Annotated in this window: 19 protein-coding genes; 2 read left to right on the top strand and 17 right to left on the bottom strand. The window is 48.7% G+C overall.

All coding sequences use genetic code 11. The features are described 5' to 3' along the window. The first annotated feature begins 16 nt into the window (after positions 1-16). Positions 17-208, top strand: a complete 192-nt coding sequence (locus L2712_RS14790; RefSeq protein ID WP_248978229.1) for a DUF2061 domain-containing protein — start codon at positions 17-19, stop codon at positions 206-208. Positions 209-386: 178 nt separating this feature from the next. After that, positions 387-908: a porin family protein gene (locus L2712_RS14795; protein ID WP_248978230.1), complete on the top strand. Its 522-nt coding sequence runs from the start codon at positions 387-389 to the stop codon at positions 906-908. A gap of 66 nt (positions 909-974) precedes the next feature. Here L2712_RS14795 and L2712_RS14800 read toward each other — a convergent pair whose 3' ends face one another. From L2712_RS14800 to L2712_RS14880, 17 genes are all read right to left on the bottom strand, one after another. Continuing rightward, on the bottom strand, positions 975-1325 hold the full coding sequence (locus L2712_RS14800) for a cupredoxin domain-containing protein (RefSeq protein WP_248978231.1): 351 nt from the start codon (positions 1323-1325) through the stop codon (positions 975-977). A 9-nt stretch (positions 1326-1334) separates the two neighbouring features. Beyond that, a complete protein-coding gene (locus tag L2712_RS14805) occupies positions 1335-3578 on the bottom strand; it encodes a heavy metal translocating P-type ATPase (RefSeq protein ID WP_248978232.1) in 2244 nt (747 codons plus the stop codon). Between the two features lie 11 nt (positions 3579-3589). Continuing rightward, positions 3590-4051, bottom strand: coding sequence for a MerR family transcriptional regulator (locus L2712_RS14810; RefSeq protein WP_232479482.1), 462 nt, complete (start codon positions 4049-4051; stop codon positions 3590-3592). 182 nt (positions 4052-4233) lie between these two features. Further along, on the bottom strand, positions 4234-6063 hold the full coding sequence (gene glmS, locus L2712_RS14815; protein WP_033538966.1) for a glutamine--fructose-6-phosphate transaminase (isomerizing): 1830 nt from the start codon (positions 6061-6063) through the stop codon (positions 4234-4236). A 38-nt stretch (positions 6064-6101) separates the two neighbouring features. Then, entirely contained in the window at positions 6102-6872 is a 771-nt protein-coding gene (locus tag L2712_RS14820; protein WP_248978233.1) for a DeoR/GlpR family DNA-binding transcription regulator, read from the bottom strand. Positions 6873-7022: 150 nt separating this feature from the next. Then, complete coding sequence (locus tag L2712_RS14825; protein WP_248978234.1) at positions 7023-9164, bottom strand: TonB-dependent receptor; 2142 nt, start codon at positions 9162-9164, stop codon at positions 7023-7025. A 210-nt stretch (positions 9165-9374) separates the two neighbouring features. Then, entirely contained in the window at positions 9375-10739 is a 1365-nt protein-coding gene (glmU, locus tag L2712_RS14830) for a bifunctional UDP-N-acetylglucosamine diphosphorylase/glucosamine-1-phosphate N-acetyltransferase GlmU (protein WP_033538993.1), read from the bottom strand. Positions 10740-10850: 111 nt separating this feature from the next. Continuing rightward, positions 10851-11204 (bottom strand): DsrE/DsrF/TusD sulfur relay family protein, encoded by a 354-nt coding sequence (locus L2712_RS14835; RefSeq protein WP_088905820.1) that lies wholly within the window; start codon positions 11202-11204, stop codon positions 10851-10853. A gap of 167 nt (positions 11205-11371) precedes the next feature. Further along, positions 11372-11800 carry a F0F1 ATP synthase subunit epsilon gene (locus tag L2712_RS14840; protein ID WP_011867635.1) on the bottom strand — a complete coding sequence of 143 codons (429 nt, stop codon included), beginning with the start codon at positions 11798-11800 and terminating at the stop codon, positions 11372-11374. Between the two features lie 34 nt (positions 11801-11834). Beyond that, complete coding sequence (atpD, locus tag L2712_RS14845; protein WP_033538964.1) at positions 11835-13211, bottom strand: F0F1 ATP synthase subunit beta; 1377 nt, start codon at positions 13209-13211, stop codon at positions 11835-11837. 35 nt (positions 13212-13246) lie between these two features. Beyond that, on the bottom strand, positions 13247-14107 hold the full coding sequence (gene atpG, locus L2712_RS14850; RefSeq protein WP_033538963.1) for a F0F1 ATP synthase subunit gamma: 861 nt from the start codon (positions 14105-14107) through the stop codon (positions 13247-13249). Between the two features lie 49 nt (positions 14108-14156). After that, positions 14157-15698, bottom strand: coding sequence for a F0F1 ATP synthase subunit alpha (gene atpA, locus L2712_RS14855; RefSeq protein ID WP_033538962.1), 1542 nt, complete (start codon positions 15696-15698; stop codon positions 14157-14159). 14 nt (positions 15699-15712) lie between these two features. Next, on the bottom strand, positions 15713-16246 hold the full coding sequence (gene atpH / locus L2712_RS14860; protein ID WP_248978235.1) for a F0F1 ATP synthase subunit delta: 534 nt from the start codon (positions 16244-16246) through the stop codon (positions 15713-15715). Between the two features lie 14 nt (positions 16247-16260). Beyond that, positions 16261-16731 (bottom strand): F0F1 ATP synthase subunit B, encoded by a 471-nt coding sequence (atpF, locus tag L2712_RS14865; RefSeq protein ID WP_033538960.1) that lies wholly within the window; start codon positions 16729-16731, stop codon positions 16261-16263. A gap of 37 nt (positions 16732-16768) precedes the next feature. Further along, positions 16769-17020 carry a F0F1 ATP synthase subunit C gene (gene atpE / locus L2712_RS14870; protein WP_011639455.1) on the bottom strand — a complete coding sequence of 84 codons (252 nt, stop codon included), beginning with the start codon at positions 17018-17020 and terminating at the stop codon, positions 16769-16771. A gap of 70 nt (positions 17021-17090) precedes the next feature. Then, positions 17091-17885 carry a F0F1 ATP synthase subunit A gene (gene atpB, locus L2712_RS14875; protein ID WP_033538959.1) on the bottom strand — a complete coding sequence of 265 codons (795 nt, stop codon included), beginning with the start codon at positions 17883-17885 and terminating at the stop codon, positions 17091-17093. 12 nt (positions 17886-17897) lie between these two features. Further along, positions 17898-18281 carry an ATP synthase subunit I gene (locus L2712_RS14880; protein ID WP_033538958.1) on the bottom strand — a complete coding sequence of 128 codons (384 nt, stop codon included), beginning with the start codon at positions 18279-18281 and terminating at the stop codon, positions 17898-17900. Positions 18282-18286 lie beyond the last annotated feature (5 nt).

Below are 18286 nucleotides of genomic sequence, written 5' to 3' on the forward strand. Positions count from 1 at the left end.
AAAGAGGAGTTGCATCATGGCTAAAACATTCACTTTTGCGATACTACACTTTGGTGTCGCGTTCACCATTACCTACCTGTTAACCGGTAGCATAGTGATTGGCGGCGCGGTGGCACTGATTGAACCGGCGATTAATACTGTCGTGTTCTACTTCCACGATAAGGTATGGAAACAGATAGAGAACAAGCAAAAGGCACTAATGATTTGATAAGATTACCCCAGTGATGAGTTAGCGCTTTCAATCTTCGTAAGTTCAAATCAAACTAAGCACATAAAAAATAGCCAATTCAAAGCTTAACGCTGTGATGCAGTCGATATTGTGAACAAAAAAACAATGTTACAAAACGGTTACAAACCAACTTGTTGTCACACTTCAAAGGATTGTTATGAAAGCTATTGTTGCCGCAGCTTGTCTGCTTTTCGCTCCTATCTCATCCGCATCAGATTATCAACACGCCCTATCAGCCGGTGCCGGTTTTGGGGATACCAAAGCCTCAGCAGACCACTCTAGTGATTCACAGGCTCACTATGATCTAGCCTATCGCTACCAATTTACCTCCGAATGGGGAGTTGAGGTAGGTTATATGCAGCAAGAACCCGTCTTTAGAGTGAGCAATCAACAGACAGATATCGATAGCTTCCGGGCATCTGCCCTGTATACCCTTCCCTTATCTAAAAGAAATCGCTTAGTATTTAAACTCGGCATCAACCACACCAAAATGAACTCTAGCGACATCCAAAGTAATAGCGGTGGCCGCTTCTCATCGAATGATACCTGCCTACTTGCGGGATTAGGATGGCGTGTAGAGTTCGCATCCGGCATGGATCTCGGCCTGACCTACCATTATCAGGCGATGGATATACTCGATATCCAGACAATGACTTTTGCTCTGGGCTATCGTTTTTAGTGCCGTGATCAGTTTTTAGGGCAAATCTAGTAATAGCATTTGCCCTACTATCATTATTCACCACCTTCATTCAACCACCAGCACGCCTTTATACATCTGCATCTGGCAGTGGAAGGCATACTCTCCCGCTTCCGTGGCCGGAATATTGATAAGCGTAGGTTTATCAAGTAGCAGCTCCTCGCTGATCTCCAGTTCAGGCAGCTGTAAAGTCGCCGAACAGGCCGACTTGTCCTCTCTTAAAAAGGTAAGTGTCGTGGCCTGACCCGCTGCAATCTTGATGCGCGACGGCGTATAAACACCATCTTTAACGACTATCTTAATCCCTTCCTGGCTCACCGGAATCTCTGGCGAATAAAGCCAGAACCACCAGACAATAAAGCCTATTAAAGCGAGACAAAATAAATTGATAAATAACATACCAGCCTCCTAATGCGCTTTGGCTTTAAATAGACGCAGGCGATTGGCGTTACTCACCACAGTCAGTGATGAGAAGGCCATGGCCGCACCAGCAATAACCGGACTGAGCAAAACCCCAAACATGGGATAGAGAATTCCCGCGGCAATAGGGATACCAGCGGCGTTATAGATAAAGGCGCCAAACAGATTCTGCTTAATATTCCTCAGTGTCGCCTTGCTGACCGCTATCGCATCGGCTAAGCCATGCAAAGAGCCGCGCATCAAAGTAATATCGGCACTCTCGATGGCCACATCCGTCCCCGTACCAATGGCAAAGCCAACGTTAGCCAGCGCCAGCGCGGGGGCATCATTGATACCATCTCCAGTCATGCCCACTATTTCACCCGTTTTTTGCAGCTCGGCCACCTTGCTGGCTTTATCCTGAGGCATCACCTCGGCAAAAAAGGTTTCTATGCCAACCTTAGCGGCCACCGCCGCAGCCGTAGCCTGATTATCTCCCGTCAACATCACCACCTTGATGCCATTACGCTTAAGCCTGGCGATTGCCTCGACCGAATCCTGTTTAATAGGATCGGCCACTGCAATGATGGCGATGAGCTTATTGTCTCGTGCCAGATACATAGGTGTCTTAGCCTCTGCAGCCAATTGCTGCGCCTTAGCCTGATGTGCCTGAATGTCTACACCTAAGTCCTGCATCAAGGCCTGGTTACCAAACAAAATAGAGTGTCCGTTAACTTTTGCCTCTACGCCGCGTCCAGAGATGGCATTAAAGTCTTCGACAGACTCAAGTTTGATATCTCGGCTATTAGCCGTCTCGACGATGGCCTCGGCGAGGGGATGCTCAGAATGACGCTCTATGCTGGCGGCTAGGGCTAGCACGCCTTGCTCATCTAATTCAGTCTCCTCAGCCAGCAGGATATCTGTTACCTGAGGCGAACCTTGAGTAATAGTACCCGTCTTATCTAACACCATGACACTGATCTTGGAGGCGGTTTGCAGCGCTTCGCCGTTACGGATTAACACACCCGACTCGGCGGCCTTACCCACACCAACCATAACCGACATAGGTGTCGCCAACCCCAAGGCACAGGGACAGGCGATGATCAACACTGTGGTGGCCGAGACGATAGCAAATACTAAAGATGGCTCAGGACCAAAGTTAAACCACACCATGGCACTAACGATGGCAATGATCATAATCGCCGGTACAAAGTAACTGGCAATCACATCGGCAAGCCTGCCAATTGGCGGTTTTGAATTTTGCGCCCGCTTCACCATGGCGATGATTCTGGCAAGGGCAGTGTCTTTACCCACTCGGGTAGCGCTAAAGACGATAGCACCAGACTTATTTAAGGTGCCAGTGACCACCTCGCTGTCGATGGTTTTCTCTACTGGCATAGGCTCACCAGTCAACATAGATTCATCGACACTAGTATTACCCTCAATGACCACGCCATCGACAGGGATCTTCTCACCTGGGCGGACCCTCACCTTGTCACCTTGCAGCACCTGGGCGATATCGATATCCAGCTCTTTGCCGTCCCGAATTACCCTCGCAGTCTTAGCCTGCAAGCCAATGAGACGCTTGATCGCTTCAGAGGTCTTGCCCCTAGCCTTGACCTCTAACGCTAAGCCAAGGTTAATCAAACCTATGATCATCGCTGTGGCTTCAAAATAGACATGGCGCGCCATCTCGGGCAGCAGCGTTGGGAAGACAACCACCAGCATGGAATAGAGCCAGGCGGTACCCGTACCCAAGGCAATTAACGTGTCCATGTTAGCGTTGTGGTGCACGAAAGATTTCCATGCCCCCACATAAAAGTGTTTGCCTGACAAAATCATGATACTTAGGGTAACTAAGCCCACCAGCCCCCAGGCCAGCTGCTCGGTCGTGGTAGTGACCGTCATCTCACCGATAAACAGGCCATAAACCATCAAGGGAATACCCACAGATAAGGCAATAAAAGTATGGCGCAGCAGGCTGCGATAATAGTCGAGATCGGCCTGCTCCTTCTCATCCATGGCATCACTACTCGCCTCGCCCTGAAGCTGAGTCGCGTTGTAGCCAGCCGCCTCGACGGCTGCAATTAACTGCTCAGGCGTTGCCGAGCACGAGACATCGACGATACGCTCGGCAAAATTCATCTCCGCCGAGGTGACTCCGGGTACGGCCTTTAATGCGGTTTCTATCTTACCAACGCAGCTCGCACAGCCAGCGCCAATGATGTTGAGTTGTACTCTCTTACTATCCATCTTCTGTTCTCCTAGCTCGCCATAACGCTTGGCTCATCGACGCCTTCTTCATAGCTGTCTTCAGTGCCTTCTGCGTAAGTGCCTTCGATTAGATGGCAGATCATATTGCCAGTCGGTGCTTTATCTGGCTTGTGGGACCAATCCTTCACCGCGTTCGACAGCTTGCTCCTCAGCTTCACCATCTCTTCAAACTGCTTCTCTGTCTCATCGAGCTTTTGCTGAATCATCTGCCTGACCAAGCCGCAGGCACTCTCCCCCTGATCAGTTCGGGAGAAGATCACCTTAATCTCATCGACGCTAAACCCTAGGCTTCTGGCGCTTAGGATAAACTGCATGCGCGATTGATCCTTATCGCTATAGTCCTTGTAGCCATTGACCGAAGACTTAGTCGGCGTCAGCAGGCCGATGCGGGTATAGAAACGCACGGTATCACCCGTGATATTGAGGTTTTTCGCTAATTGATTAACACGCATAACCACTCCAACTAGAGACTTTAGTATCGCTGTTACATTGACTATAAACCTGTGTGTTAGACACAGGTCAAGGAACAAAAGAAGAAAAAGCCGAAAAAGTGAAGAGAATGGAGAAAACATAAAAAAAGCAGCCTATTCAGAGGCTGCTTTTGAATCTAGAAGTCTAACGGATACCCGCTAAATTATTCTACCGTAACAGATTTTGCCAGGTTACGCGGCTGATCTACGTCGGTACCCTTGATCAAGGCGACGTGGTAAGAAAGCAGCTGCAACGGAATGGTGTAGATAAGTGGCGCCATGTAATCGTCACAATGTGGCACAGGGATCACCTTCATGGTGTCATCTGACTCGAACTCGGCATCTTTGTCGGCAAACACATACATCAGACCACCACGGGCGCGAACTTCTTCGACGTTCGACTTGAGTTTCTCAAGCAGTTCGTTGTTTGGTGCGACCACAATAACCGGCATATCGGCATCGATCAGTGCCAGCGGGCCATGCTTAAGCTCACCAGAAGCATAAGCTTCGGCGTGGATGTAGGAGATCTCCTTAAGCTTAAGCGCACCTTCCATCGCGATAGGGTATTGATCGCCACGGCCCAGGAAGAGGGCGTGATGCTTATCGGCAAAGTCTTCAGCCAGCTCGGCAATGGCATCGTCCAAGCCCAGCGCCTGCTCAACTTTCGCCGGCATAGATTGCAGGCTCTGAGTGATCTCGGCCAGCATCTCTGGAGACATGCCGTTGTGACGACCTATGGCAGCCGTCAGCATCAGAAGACCTGCTAACTGTACGGTAAAGGCCTTGGTTGAAGCCACACCAATTTCGGCGCCCGCTTTCATCATATAAGCCATGTCCGACTCGCGAACCAGAGAAGAACCTGGCGCGTTACAGATGGTCATGGTCGCCTTATAGCCCATCTCTTTAGCCAGGCGTAGTGCCGCCAAGGTGTCAGCGGTTTCGCCCGACTGAGAGATAGTCACCAACAGGCTGTTAGGGAATAGGTGCGACTTGCGGTAACGGAACTCAGAAGCGATCTCGACGTTACATGAAACACCGGCCCAATCTTCGAGCCAGTAACGTGCGGCCATACCCGCATGGTAACTGGTGCCACAAGCAATAATTTGTACGTGTTTGATATCTTTTAGAAACTCGGCGGCATTCTCACCGAAGGCCGAATCCAGCACATGACCACCGGCAATACGCCCCTCTAGGGTGTGAGCGATGGCGCGAGGCTGCTCGTAGATCTCTTTAAGCATATAGTGGCGGTATTCACCCTTATCACCGGCATCATGAGTCACTTCCGACTCTTTGACTTCACGCTCGACCGGATTACCATCCAGATCATAAATGCTGACGGTGCGGCGTGTGACTTCGGCGACATCACCCTCTTCGAGGAAGGCGAACGAGCGAGTCACAGGCAGCAGGGCTAACTGATCAGAAGCGACAAAGTTTTCGCCCAGGCCAAAACCTATCACCAGTGGGCTACCAGAACGGGCCACAATCATGCGCTCGCTATCGCGGCGGTCGATCACAACAGTACCATAAGCACCTTCAAGCTGTTTAACCGTGGCTTGTACGGCGCTGAGCAGGGTATCGTGAGACTTAAGCTCATGGTGCACCAGGTGACAGATCACTTCGGTATCGGTATCTGAACTAAAGGTGTAACCCAGGCCCTTCAGCATATCGCGCAGCTTGTTATGGTTTTCGATAATGCCGTTATGTACTACGGCAATATCGCCACTTGACTGATGAGGGTGGGCATTGCGCTCACTCGGCTCACCATGGGTCGCCCAGCGAGTATGGGCGATACCCGTACCGCCAATCAGCGGCGCTTCTTCTAGCGCATTGGATAGCTCCTGCACCTTACCTACACGGCGAGTGCTTTCCAGTTCATTGTTATGGATCACCGCCACACCGGCAGAGTCATAACCACGATATTCGAGGCGGCGTAGCCCCTCGAGTAGAATTTCCGCAACATCCCTTTGCGCCACTGCGCCAACGATTCCGCACATAATTTTTTCCTACTGACTCAATACTAATATTAAAAAATTTACTTTGAGTAGGGGGCGATTATTACTTCTACCCCCTGCTCGGTGATCTGTTTTACCGTTTGCTCATCGACTCTATCATCGGTCACAAGCACGCTTATTTGCTGCCACGCCAGTTCCAAGTTAGGAATGCGCCTGCCTATCTTGTCTGAGTCCACCATAACGATCACTTCTCGGGAGACCTCTGCCATCACCTTGCTAAGACCGGTCAGCTCATTAAAGGTGGTTGTGCCGCGGGTAAGATCTATGCCATCGGCACCGATAAATAACTGATCGAAGTTATAAGAGCGCAGCACTAACTCGGCGACCTGCCCCTGAAAAGACTCAGAATGGGGATCCCATGTTCCACCAGTCATCAACAGAGTTGGCTCATTTTCCAACTCATGGATGGCATTGGCCAGCTGCAGCGAGTTGGTCATCACCACCAAACCTCGCTTAGCGTTAAGCTGCTGCACTAATCCTGACGTGGTGCTACCGCTATCGATAATGATGCGATTATGATCTTTAATCAGCCTGGCCGCCGTCTCGGCAATCGACAATTTATTAGGCGCGATTTTGGCACTAAACTGTTGTGTCACCTCATCAGGGATAGCCACCGCGCCACCATAACGTCTAAGCAATAGCCCGGTTTTCTCAAGCGCAGCCAGATCTTTACGTATGGTGACCTCAGAAGTTTCGAAACGACTCGCCAACTCATCCACACTCACCTCGCCTGTTTCGTTCAAAACGGCAATGATGCTGTGGCGGCGCTGTTGTGTGTTTCGTTTATTCACAAAGAGTTTCACTTAAGTTTCGTTTCGAAAGATAGATTATAGTGATTCGAAACTTTTTTACCAGTCCCTCAGGTTAAAAAGCCCCCCTGAAAAACAAAAAAGCCGCTATATGAGATAGCGGCTTTAGGTTTTACTATATCGGCTAATAAATTAGAACTTGGCTTCCAGTGCAAGACCGAAATGACGTCCCTCACCCACAGTCACATCTGTATTGGTTCCACCAGCTAGATAATCCTGATCGAATAGGTTCTTCACATTAAGGCGAACACTCAGATCAGTACCTTTGATATCCATGGTATAAGCGGCGCCAATATCAAAACGAACATAAGCATCTTTGCTAATCGTATTATCTGTATTAGCGAAACGGTCACCCACATAGACGGCACCAAAGTTAAGTGCCAGCGCTTCAGTCACCTCGTAACGTGTCCAGATGTTAGCCGACCATTCAGGCGCATCCACAGGTGTCTTACCATCTAAACGATCTTCTTCTGGACGAACATATTCAGCATCGAGATACATCATCGACCCCGACATAAACCATTTCTCAGTAAGCTGACCCTGGGCGCCCATCTCGAAGCCTTTATGACGCTGCTCACCAGATTGAGTGGTAATCGTCTTGTCGCCACTCATCGGGGTCACCTCAAGATCTTGAGTCACTGTGACATTCGATACCGTAATATCGAACAGCGCACCGGTTAACAGTAGACTGCCATCGAAAAGCTCCCATTTGGTACCTATCTCATACTGCTCACCATATTCGGGATCCAAATTCATTTTGTCATTCACATCATCAGGATCATTGACCATTCCCTGAGGCGTAAAGCTCTTTGAATAGTTCAAATAGATGCTACCGTTCTCCGCGGGTGAATAGATCACCCCAAACTTAGGTGATACGGCATAACTGTTGTTACCCTCACCGTCCTTCTTCTGCTCGTCGTAGCGCACGCCAGCCAATAGTTGCCAGCTATCATTAAGGGTAATGAGATCTTGAATATAGAAACCATAATGCTTGTAGTCAGACTCAGACTTAGTCGTGTCGCGATGATAGTCCAAGTCCGGGCGAGGCACAGGCTGCCCCGGCATCACCAACTGATTCTTGTCACCCGCCTCTTTTAGCTGGCCATAGTAGTAGTCCAGCATATTGGCGCCGATCAACAACTTATGTTCGACATCGCCGGTACTAAAGTCACCGGTAAAGTCGATAAAGCCCGTCTTATGTTGCCAGTCGTCATAACGGTCGAACGGGCTAATGGTGTAGCCATCCGTGAAAGGATCTTCTGAGCCATTTACCAGGCTAGGAGAAGAGTCTAAACGCTGACGATTAAACTGCTGGTCGTTATAACCCGCCTTGATCTGCCAGTTGTCGCTGAGATGATAGGTCAGTTCGGCACCCAGATTTGAGATTGTATTGTCGGTAAAGGCCCAGGGTTGATCCCAAATGATATCACGGCCACCAATGAGCTCGCCTTGACTGTTGAGCCAGCCACCGCGGTCTATGCCCGTCCTATCCTGAGTATGATCATACTTGAGCGACAACATAAGATCGTCAGTGATATCAAACTCCAGGTTCAGATATCCAAGCCAGCGATCCCGCTCCTGATTAGTGCCATCCTGATACTCTCTCCAGTATTGGGTGTCTTGCTTAACCAACACGGTACGATAACGAATGGTTTCCGCTTCATTGAGGCTACCACCGGCATCCAGCTGGAAACGGGTAGAGCCATGCTCATCGGTATCAAAGCCAAATTCAAACAAGTTATCGTAGGTGGGTTTCTTGGTCACCATGTTGATCAAGCCGCCTGGGCCAGACTGACCATAAAGCATGCTTGATGGTCCCTTTAGCACTTCTACCTGTTGCAGAGTTTCGATAGGCTGCACATAGTGAGACCATTGCTGCTGACCATTGATCAGATACCCCGACCCCGATGACAGCTCAAAACCACGAATATTAAATACTTGGCGGTTCCATTTCTCACTGCCGCTGGTCACACTGGAGTCATTCACCAGAACCTCTGACAGATTGGTGGCCAGCTGCTCATCGGTCACAAAGTCTGGAATAATCGCAACAGATTGTGGTGTGTCCATCAGATCGATATCACCTCTCATGGCACCGGATGCAACTCCCACTTTATAATCGTTAAAGGTACGGCCTGAAACCGTAATGCGTTCGATATTGGCTTCAACCACACTGCTCTTCTCACCATCTTCAGCCAACGCAGGGATACTGGCTAATGCCGCTAACACTGCAATACCGACAGGAGAATAATTAAACGAATACAGCTTAAATGCCATGGAAACCTCACCACTCAACAACATAGGAAACGAAAGTTGCCGCCAATATAAATGAGAATCGTTTTTATTTAAGCTAATTTACATCCCTTTACATTAGAGAGAGATCTCAGTCACTCTCAGGCACGATAGCAAAAGCCTGGTTAACTGGATGATTAAGTTAGGGGCATAAAAAAAGCGACCACTTGGGTCGCTTCTTCTACAACAGTAAGCTTATTTCTTCTTTTTCACCGGACGTGTCCAGCCTGTCAGATGGCGCTGTTTTACTCGGGTGATCACCAGCTCATCGGCCGCCACATCACGAGTAATGGTCGAGCCAGCCCCCAAAGTAGCACCTTTACCAATAGTCACTGGCGCCACTAACTGAGTATCGCTACCCACAAACACGTCGTCTTCAATAATGGTCAGATGCTTGTTAGCACCATCATAGTTACAGGTGATGGTGCCGGCTCCTATATTCACACCAGCCCCTACCTGAGCGTCGCCAATATAGGCTAAATGGCCCGCCTTAGAGCCTTCACCCAGCACCGCCTTCTTCATCTCGACGAAGTTACCGATATGGGCATCGCGCTTGAGCTCGGCGCCGGGGCGTAAACGAGCGAATGGCCCTGCACTGGCGGCTTCACCGACAATGGCATTTTCAATAATAGAGTAAGGTTTGATCTCGGCATTATCGCCGATCTCACAATCGATCAGGATAGCGCCAGCACCAATAGTGACATTGTTGCCAATAGTAACCTTACCCTGGAATATCACATTCACATCTATCATCACGTCCATACCGACAGTGACCTCGCCACGCACGTCGATACGAGCTGGATCACGCAAGTTAGCCCCATCAAGCATCAGCTTTTCCGCTGCGCGCGCCTGATAGGCACGCTCTAGCTGAGCCAGCTGCACACGATTGTTAGCGCCTTCCACCTCAATAGCAGATTCAGGCTGCGCCGTGGTGATGCTCACACCGTCTCGATGAGCCATGGCTACGATATCGGTGAGATAGTATTCCCCTTGGGCATTGTCCGATGACAACTGACCCAACCAGGCTTTAAGCTGTTTACCTGGCGCAGCCATAATGCCGGTATTGATCTCGTTGATCTTAAGCTGCTCAGCATTAGCATCCTTCTGCTCGACAATACCCACCACCTGGCCCGCTTCACGTACGATGCGGCCATAGCCAGTAGGATCAGGTAGATTAACGGTAAGAATAGCCAGGCCATTGTCATCGCGCGCCGCCAACAGGGCTTCCAAGGTTGATGCCTGGATCAGTGGTACATCACCGTAAAGGATCAACACGGTATCATCATCGCCAATATTGTCATTGGCCTGCGCCACGGCGTGACCCGTACCCAACTGCTCAGCCTGCAGCACCCAGTTTAATGCCTGCTCGCCCAGGCTGGCCTTAAGCTTGTCGGCGCCATAACCATAAACCAGCTGAATCGTGTCACTTCCTACCTGATGCGCGGTATCTATCACATGCTGAACCATGCTCTTATGGGCGATGGGGTGGAGAACTTTAGGAAGATCTGAACGCATGCGGGTTCCTTTGCCTGCGGCCAAAATAACGACATTCAGTGCCATGAAGATATCCTTGGGTAATTGCTGGTGGTATTTGGTTAAGCTCAAATTGAGTCGGCTGATTTTAATAGATCGCGCCGCCAAAAGCGACACACTGTGGCTTCTTTAACCCAGTCAGAAGGTGATCACCTTGTCAGATTCGAGCAGCCACTGTGCCAGTTCGTCCATGGTAGCCTTAACACATCCCTCGATCACATCAAGTTCAATAAGGCCGCGAGCCTGCACACAAGAAGTGCAATACTTAATCTCAGCCCCCTGCGCCAGAATAATCTCCAGCATCTGTTGTAGGTTGTAACCTTCGCCCGGTTGCTGCCTAGGTAACACAGCTGTCACAGCATCGGACAATAGAAACAATTTTACCTTGGGGACTGTAGCCTGCTCATTTAACTGTATTGCCAGACGTAAGGCATTAAAGAGTTTCTCTGACCCGTAAGGCGCGTCATTGACGACGATTAAGACTTGTTGCATGGAATCATCCCTCATTAAAAACAGGAGCATAAGCCTATCATTGCCATTAGGGCGAAACGTCTGACTCGATCACGTAAAAGGAGTCAACAGGGAATTCAGAGATGGGAAAAAGATATAAAAAAGGCGGTCACCTCTCGGTTTCCGCCTTTTATCATCAAACAATAACCTTATCTGGCAATGTTCTTCTTGATGGTCTCTACAACGCGCAATTGAGCGATAGCCTGAGCTAATTCAATCGCTGCAGCGGCATAGTTAAAGTCTGCGCCAGCGTTAGCCATATGGGCTTCTGCACGACGCTTGGCTTCTACGGCTGCCTGCTCATCAATCTCTTCGGCACGCAATACTACGTCAGCCAATACTGATACTGAGAAAGGTTGCACTTCCAGGATACCACCCGAAAGGTAAAACACTTCCTCTTTACCATCTTGTTTGACGATGCGCGCCATGCCAGGTTTGATATGGGTAAGCAAAGGAGCATGACCAGGCATAACACCTAAGTCACCCTCAGCACCTGAGACTTGTAGGTGTGCTACCAGACCCGAAAAGATGCTACTTTCTGCGCTTACAATATCAAGTTGTACTGTCATGGCTGCCATCCGTTCTCCTTAAAATACCAAGCCTAAGGCTCGATTATTTTTTGTTAGCTCGCTCGATAACTTCGTCGATTGAACCTGCCATGTAGAACGCTTGCTCTGGGATGTGGTCGAACTCACCATCCAAAAGTCCCTTAAAGCCACGGATAGTGTCTTTTAGAGATACGTACTTACCTGGAGAACCGGTGAATACTTCTGCTACGAAGAATGGCTGAGAAAGATATTTTTCAATCTTACGCGCACGGGCAACAGTCGTCTTATCTTCATCAGATAGTTCGTCCATACCCAGAATCGCGATGATATCTTTCAGCTCTTTATAGCGCTGTAGTACGTTCTGTACACCACTAGCTACGTCATAGTGCTCTTGGCCAACAACCTGTGGATCTAGCTGACGTGAAGTCGAATCCAGTGGGTCAACCGCTGGGTAAATACCCAGAGAAGCAATGTTACGTGACAATACAACAGTCGCATCCAAGTGAGCGAAGGTTGTTGCTGGTGACGGATCCGTCAAGTCATCCGCAGGTACGTATACCGCTTGAACAGAGGTAATAGACCCTGTCTTAGTCGAAGTAATACGCTCCTGAAGAACACCCATCTCTTCAGCCAGTGTTGGCTGGTAACCTACCGCTGATGGCATACGGCCTAGCAGTGCAGATACTTCGGTACCCGCCAAGGTGTAACGATAGATGTTATCGACGAACAATAGTACGTCTTTACCTTCATCACGGAACTTCTCAGCCATAGTCAGACCGGTCAGTGCTACGCGAAGACGGTTTCCTGGAGGCTCGTTCATCTGACCATAAACCATGGCCACTTTGTCGAGTACGCCAGATTCTTCCATCTCGTAGTAGAAGTCGTTACCCTCACGAGTACGCTCACCTACACCGGCGAATACTGACAAACCAGAGTGTGCTTTAGCGATGTTGTTGATCAGTTCCATCATGTTAACTGTCTTACCAACACCCGCACCACCAAACAGACCTACTTTACCACCCTTAGCGAACGGACATACAAGGTCGATAACCTTGATACCAGTCTCTAACAGTTCAGTCGTGTTTGATTGATCTTCATATGAAGGAGCTTCACGGTGAATCACATAACGCTCATCTTCACCGATAGGACCCGCTTCATCAACTGGCTGACCTAGTACGTTCATGATACGGCCAAGAGTTGCACTCCCAACCGGAACAGTAATAGGTGAACCTGTGTTTACTACCTCGATACCACGACGCAGACCATCTGAAGAACCCATAGCGATGGTACGAACTACACCACCACCAAGCTGCTGCTGAACTTCCAGCACCAAGCCTTCACTTTTGATCTCTAGAGCGTCATAGACCTGAGGTACGGCATCATGTGGAAACTCAACGTCCACAACCGCGCCAATTACTTGGACAACAGTACCTGTGCTCATGATTAATCCTCTAAAACTTGTATTCGTTACCCAGCCTAAACCGCAGCGGCACCAGAAACAATTTCCGACAGTTCCTGCGTAATCGCAGCCTGACGGGCCTTGTTGTAGACCAACTGCAAGTCATCGATAAGTTCACCAGCGTTGTCTGTCGCAGCTTTCATCGCAACCATACGGGCTGCTTGTTCAGATGCGATGTTTTCAACAACACCTTGATACACTTGAGACTCCACATAACGAACCAATAAGGTGTCCAAAAGTTCTTTTGGATCTGGCTCGTATAGGTAGTCCCAGTGATGAGCAATCTCATCATCTTTTGACTTAGGCAAAGGTAGCAGCTGTTCGATCACAGGCGTCTGGCTCATGGTATTTACAAACTTGTTGAATACCACATACAGACGGTCTAGCGTGCCTTCGTTGTAAGCTTGTAGCATTACGCGTACTGTTCCGATCAGGTCGGCGAGTTTTGGTGTATCGCCTAATCCTGAAGCATGAGCAGACACTTTTCCGCCAAAGCTGTTGAAGAATTGTACGCTGCGTGCGCCAATTGGGCAGAATTCAACTTCCGCTCCGGCTTCACGCTGCTTCTTCACGTCCGCGACAACCTTTTTGAACAGGTTGACGTTAAGACCACCACAAAGACCACGGTCGGTTGACACAACAATGTAACCAACTCGCTTGGCTTCTCTCACTTCCAAATATGGATGCTTATATTCGAGAGAACCCTGCGCCACGTGACCGATCACCTTACGCATATTTTCCGCGTATGGACGGCTCGCTGCCATGCGATCCTGCGCTTTGCGCATTTTGCTGGCTGCAACCATTTCCATTGCGGATGTGATCTTCTGAGTGTTCTGAACACTCGCGATCTTGGTTTTAATCTCTTTAGCGCCGGCCATCTTTACTCTCCAATCTGGACCTGAGGTGCCTTAAGACACCTCTGTGTCTTTACCAGGTTTGGGTTTCTACGAACTTGTCGAGGCCAGCCTTCAAACCACCTTCGATGTCGGCATTGTAGTCGCCAGTCTCGTTGATAGTCTTCATTAGGTCAGCATGCTCGCTGTTCATGTAAGAGAGCAAAGAAGCTTCGAAATCACCGATCTTGTTCAGCTCAACGCCTTTTAGGTAACCTTTTTCAGCTGCGAAAATAGACACAGACTGGTCGGCTACGCTCATTGGCGCGTATTGCTTTTGCTTCATGAGTTCGGTAACACGCTCACCATGCTCAAGCTGAGCACGTGTTGCATCGTCAAGATCTGATGCAAACTGAGAGAACGCTGCAAGCTCTCGATACTGTGCAAGTGCAGTACGGATACCGCCAGACAGTTTCTTGATGATCTTAGTCTGAGCCGCACCACCAACACGAGAAACCGAAATACCTGGGTTAACAGCAGGACGTAGGCCTGAGTTAAATAGGTCAGTTTCAAGGAAGATCTGACCATCGGTAATCGAAATTACGTTGGTCGGTACGAATGCAGAAACGTCACCCGCTTGAGTTTCAATAATAGGCAGTGCAGTTAGAGAGCCAGTTGTGCCCTTAACTTCGCCATTAGTGAACTTCTCAACGTACTCAGCGTTAACGCGTGAAGCACGTTCAAGTAGACGAGAGTGAAGATAGAAAACATCACCAGGGTATGCTTCACGTCCAGGAGGACGCTTAAGTAGCAATGAGATCTGACGGTAAGCAACAGCTTGCTTAGACAGGTCATCATAGACGATCAGTGCGTCTTCACCGCGGTCACGGAAGTATTCACCCATTGAGCAACCAGAGTATGGTGCCAGGTATTGCAGTGCAGCAGCTTCAGAAGCGGTTGCAACAACAACGACTGTGTTCGCGAGTGCGCCGTGTTCTTCAAGTTTGCGTACCACGTTAGCGATGGTAGAAGCCTTCTGGCCTACCGCTACGTATACACACTTAATGCCAGAATCTTTTTGGTTGATGATGGCATCAATCGCCAGGGCTGTTTTACCAGTCTGACGGTCACCGATCACCAATTCACGTTGTCCACGACCGATTGGGATCATAGAGTCAACGGCTTTATAACCAGTTTGCACTGGCTGATCAACTGACTTACGTTCAATAACGCCTGGTGCAATCACTTCAACAGGAGAGAAACCATCGTTGTCGATAGGTCCTTTACCGTCGATTGGTTGGCCCAGAGTGTTAACAACGCGGCCTAATAGACCACGGCCAACAGGCACTTCCAAGATACGACCAGTTGTCTTTACTTTTTGACCCTCTGCCAGATCGGCATAAGGACCCATAACTACGGCACCTACAGAATCACGTTCTAAGTTCAACGCGATTGCATAACGGTTACCAGGCAGTTCGATCATCTCACCTTGCATTACATCGGCAAGGCCGTGAACGCGAATAATGCCGTCGCTCACTGCAACGATTGTACCTTCGTTGCGAGCTTCACTAACGACTTCGAACTGCTCGATCCGCTGTTTAATCAGATCGCTGATTTCAGTGGAATTCAGTTGCATGCTCAAACTCCCAATTACGACTGCAGCTTATCAGACAGACGGTTTAGTTTACCGCAGACCGAGCCATCAATGACTAGGTCGCCTGCCGTGATGATTAAACCAGCCACCAGGCTGGCATCTACGCTGCAATTCAGCTTAACTTTGCGTGTGAGACGTTTCTCTAGAGAAGCACTAATTTGCTGCTGTTGCTCTTCGCTAAGCTCAGTGGCAGAAACAACATTTGCTTCAACCTCTTTCGCCCACTCGTTGCTGAACTCATGAAAGAGTTCATATACAGCAGGAAGTACTTCCAAACGACCGTTTTCAGCCATTACCTTTATCAGATTTTGACCTTGCTCATTGACTTGCTCACCACACACCTTAATAAAAAGGTCGGCGAGCTGGTTGCTGGCAAGTGCACCAGACAGCAGCGGCTTCATCGTCTCGTTTTCACTGACTTGAGCGGCAAAGCTAAGCATTTCGGCCCAGCTTTCTACTGCATTTTTTTCAATAGCAAAGTCAAATGCTGCCTTTGCGTAAGGGCGAGCGATGGTGCTTATTTCAGCCATAACTCACTCCCTTATCAAAGTTCAGCAACTAGTTTATTAACTATGTCACTGTGGGCGGCTTCATCAATCGAACGCTCAAGGATCTTCTCTGCACCAGCGATGGCCAGAGCAGCAACTTGCTTACGCAAGTCCTCTTTCACGCGATTACGTTCAGCTTCAATTTCTGCTTTACCCTGAGCGATGATTTTCGCACGCTCAGCGTCTGCTTCGGCTTTGGCCTCATCGACAATCTGAGCTTTACGCTTGTTAGCTTGCTCAATGATTTCGTTAGCAGTTGCCTTAGCTTCTTTTAGTTGGTCGGTAGCTTTCGCTTGAGCCAACTCAAGGTCTTTTACAGCACGATCAGCATCAGCTAGACCGTCGGCGATCCTTTTTTGGCGCTCTTCGATGGCATTCATCAAAGGGGGCCAAACAAACTTCATGCAGAACCACACGAAGATAATAAAGGCAACCGTCTGACCGATTAGGGTAGCGTTGATATTCACAACAGCCTCCTATTTAGATTAAAGACAGAAGCGTTGATTACAGCATTGCACCCAGTGGGTTAGTAAACAGCATAAATAGTGCAATACCTACACCGATCATGGTTACCGCATCCAATAGACCAGCAACAATGAACATCTTAACTTGTAGCATAGGAGCCATTTCTGGTTGACGCGCAGCGCCTTCCAAGAACTTGCCACCTAGTAGGCCGAAACCGATAGCGGTACCTAGAGCACCCATACCAATCAGTAGAGCAACAGCGATAGCTGTCATGCCTAATACAGTTTCCATCTCTATCTCCAATATTCTAAATCTTTAGTTAGTTTGTGATTTAGCTTAAAAAAAATTTCTTCAGCAACCCTTAATGATCTTCATGTGCCATGCTGAGATACACGATCGTCAACATCATGAAGATAAACGCCTGTAGAGTGATAACCAAAATATGGAAGATTAACCAACCTAGTTGTAGAGTCACACCTAGGGCAGATAACGCCATGTTAGCACCATACATCAGCGCAATAAGGATGAAGATCAACTCACCTGCGTACAAGTTACCGAACAGACGCAATGCCAATGAAATAGGCTTAGCAATCAGAGTAACCGACTCTAATAGGAGGTTGACGGGTATCATTGCCTTATGGTTAAAAGGCTGTAATGTCAGTTCTTTAACAAAACCTGAAACGCCCTTGACTTTGATGCTGTAGTAAATAATCAGCACAAACACACCAATAGCTAAGCTGAAGGTGATGTTTAGGTCAGTCGTTGGAACCACTTTCATGTATGGGATACCAGCAGCCATCGCTAGTTCAGGAATCCAGTCAACTGGAACCATATCCATGAAGTTCATCATGAATACCCAAACAAAAATAGTTAATGCCAACGGAGCAATAACAGGATTGCGGCCATGGAAGGTTTCTTTCACGCTAGAATCAACAAATTCAACAATCATCTCGATAAAGCACTGAAGCTTACCGGGAACTCCTGTCGTTGCTTTCTTGCCAACGCTGCGGAATAGCCACAAGAATAGAACACCAAGCCCAACCGAAAAGAACAACGAATCAATGTGCCATGTCCAGAAGCCTTCACCAACACTTAAGTTGGTAAGGTGGTGCTGGATATAGCCCTGCGGTGTTAACGCTTCACCAGTTGCAGCCATGATTCATCCCACTTAACTTTGCTTGAAGTATAAAGGAGCTGTCCAATGCACTATTAGCGCCGAGATATAGCAAACAAAAAGCGGCATAAAGACCACTTGAAGATTGATAAATACCAGCGAAAACATTGCTATGGTTAACAGCAACTTTACCGCTTCCCCCCAGTAAAAGGTTTTCATAACCTTTCCTGCTGAACTTGCTCCCGTGTGGGAAAAAGCGAGGGTCGCGAATACAAAATTAGGGAGTACAGCAATTGCACCACCTGCTAACGCAGATAATCCATACTGAGCTCCCCACACGGCGAAAAAGACAATTGAAACACCCCCAGCCACCGCCGCCTGCGCCAACACCAATTTATAGGCAGACCACCGGCCACGACGTGCTAAAACCTTGCTCAATTCAT

Source organism: Shewanella marisflavi (assembly GCF_023283925.1).
Taxonomy (GTDB): Bacteria; Pseudomonadota; Gammaproteobacteria; order Enterobacterales; family Shewanellaceae; genus Shewanella; species Shewanella marisflavi.

Coding starts and splice junctions, on each gene's coding strand:
- L2712_RS14790 (WP_248978229.1), top strand. CDS start 17: ATGGCTAAAACATTCACTTTTGCGATACTACACTTTGGTGTCGCGTTC.
- L2712_RS14795 (WP_248978230.1), top strand. CDS start 387: ATGAAAGCTATTGTTGCCGCAGCTTGTCTGCTTTTCGCTCCTATCTCA.
- L2712_RS14800 (WP_248978231.1), bottom strand. CDS start 1,325: ATGTTATTTATCAATTTATTTTGTCTCGCTTTAATAGGCTTTATTGTC.
- L2712_RS14805 (WP_248978232.1), bottom strand. CDS start 3,578: ATGGATAGTAAGAGAGTACAACTCAACATCATTGGCGCTGGCTGTGCG.
- L2712_RS14810 (WP_232479482.1), bottom strand. CDS start 4,051: ATGCGTGTTAATCAATTAGCGAAAAACCTCAATATCACGGGTGATACC.
- glmS (WP_033538966.1), bottom strand. CDS start 6,063: ATGTGCGGAATCGTTGGCGCAGTGGCGCAAAGGGATGTTGCGGAAATT.
- L2712_RS14825 (WP_248978234.1), bottom strand. CDS start 9,164: ATGGCATTTAAGCTGTATTCGTTTAATTATTCTCCTGTCGGTATTGCA.
- glmU (WP_033538993.1), bottom strand. CDS start 10,739: ATGGCACTGAATGTCGTTATTTTGGCCGCAGGCAAAGGAACCCGCATG.
- L2712_RS14835 (WP_088905820.1), bottom strand. CDS start 11,204: ATGCAACAAGTCTTAATCGTCGTCAATGACGCGCCTTACGGGTCAGAG.
- L2712_RS14840 (WP_011867635.1), bottom strand. CDS start 11,800: ATGGCAGCCATGACAGTACAACTTGATATTGTAAGCGCAGAAAGTAGC.
- atpD (WP_033538964.1), bottom strand. CDS start 13,211: ATGAGCACAGGTACTGTTGTCCAAGTAATTGGCGCGGTTGTGGACGTT.
- atpG (WP_033538963.1), bottom strand. CDS start 14,107: ATGGCCGGCGCTAAAGAGATTAAAACCAAGATCGCGAGTGTTCAGAAC.
- atpA (WP_033538962.1), bottom strand. CDS start 15,698: ATGCAACTGAATTCCACTGAAATCAGCGATCTGATTAAACAGCGGATC.
- atpH (WP_248978235.1), bottom strand. CDS start 16,246: ATGGCTGAAATAAGCACCATCGCTCGCCCTTACGCAAAGGCAGCATTT.
- atpE (WP_011639455.1), bottom strand. CDS start 17,020: ATGGAAACTGTATTAGGCATGACAGCTATCGCTGTTGCTCTACTGATT.
- atpB (WP_033538959.1), bottom strand. CDS start 17,885: ATGGCTGCAACTGGTGAAGCGTTAACACCGCAGGGCTATATCCAGCAC.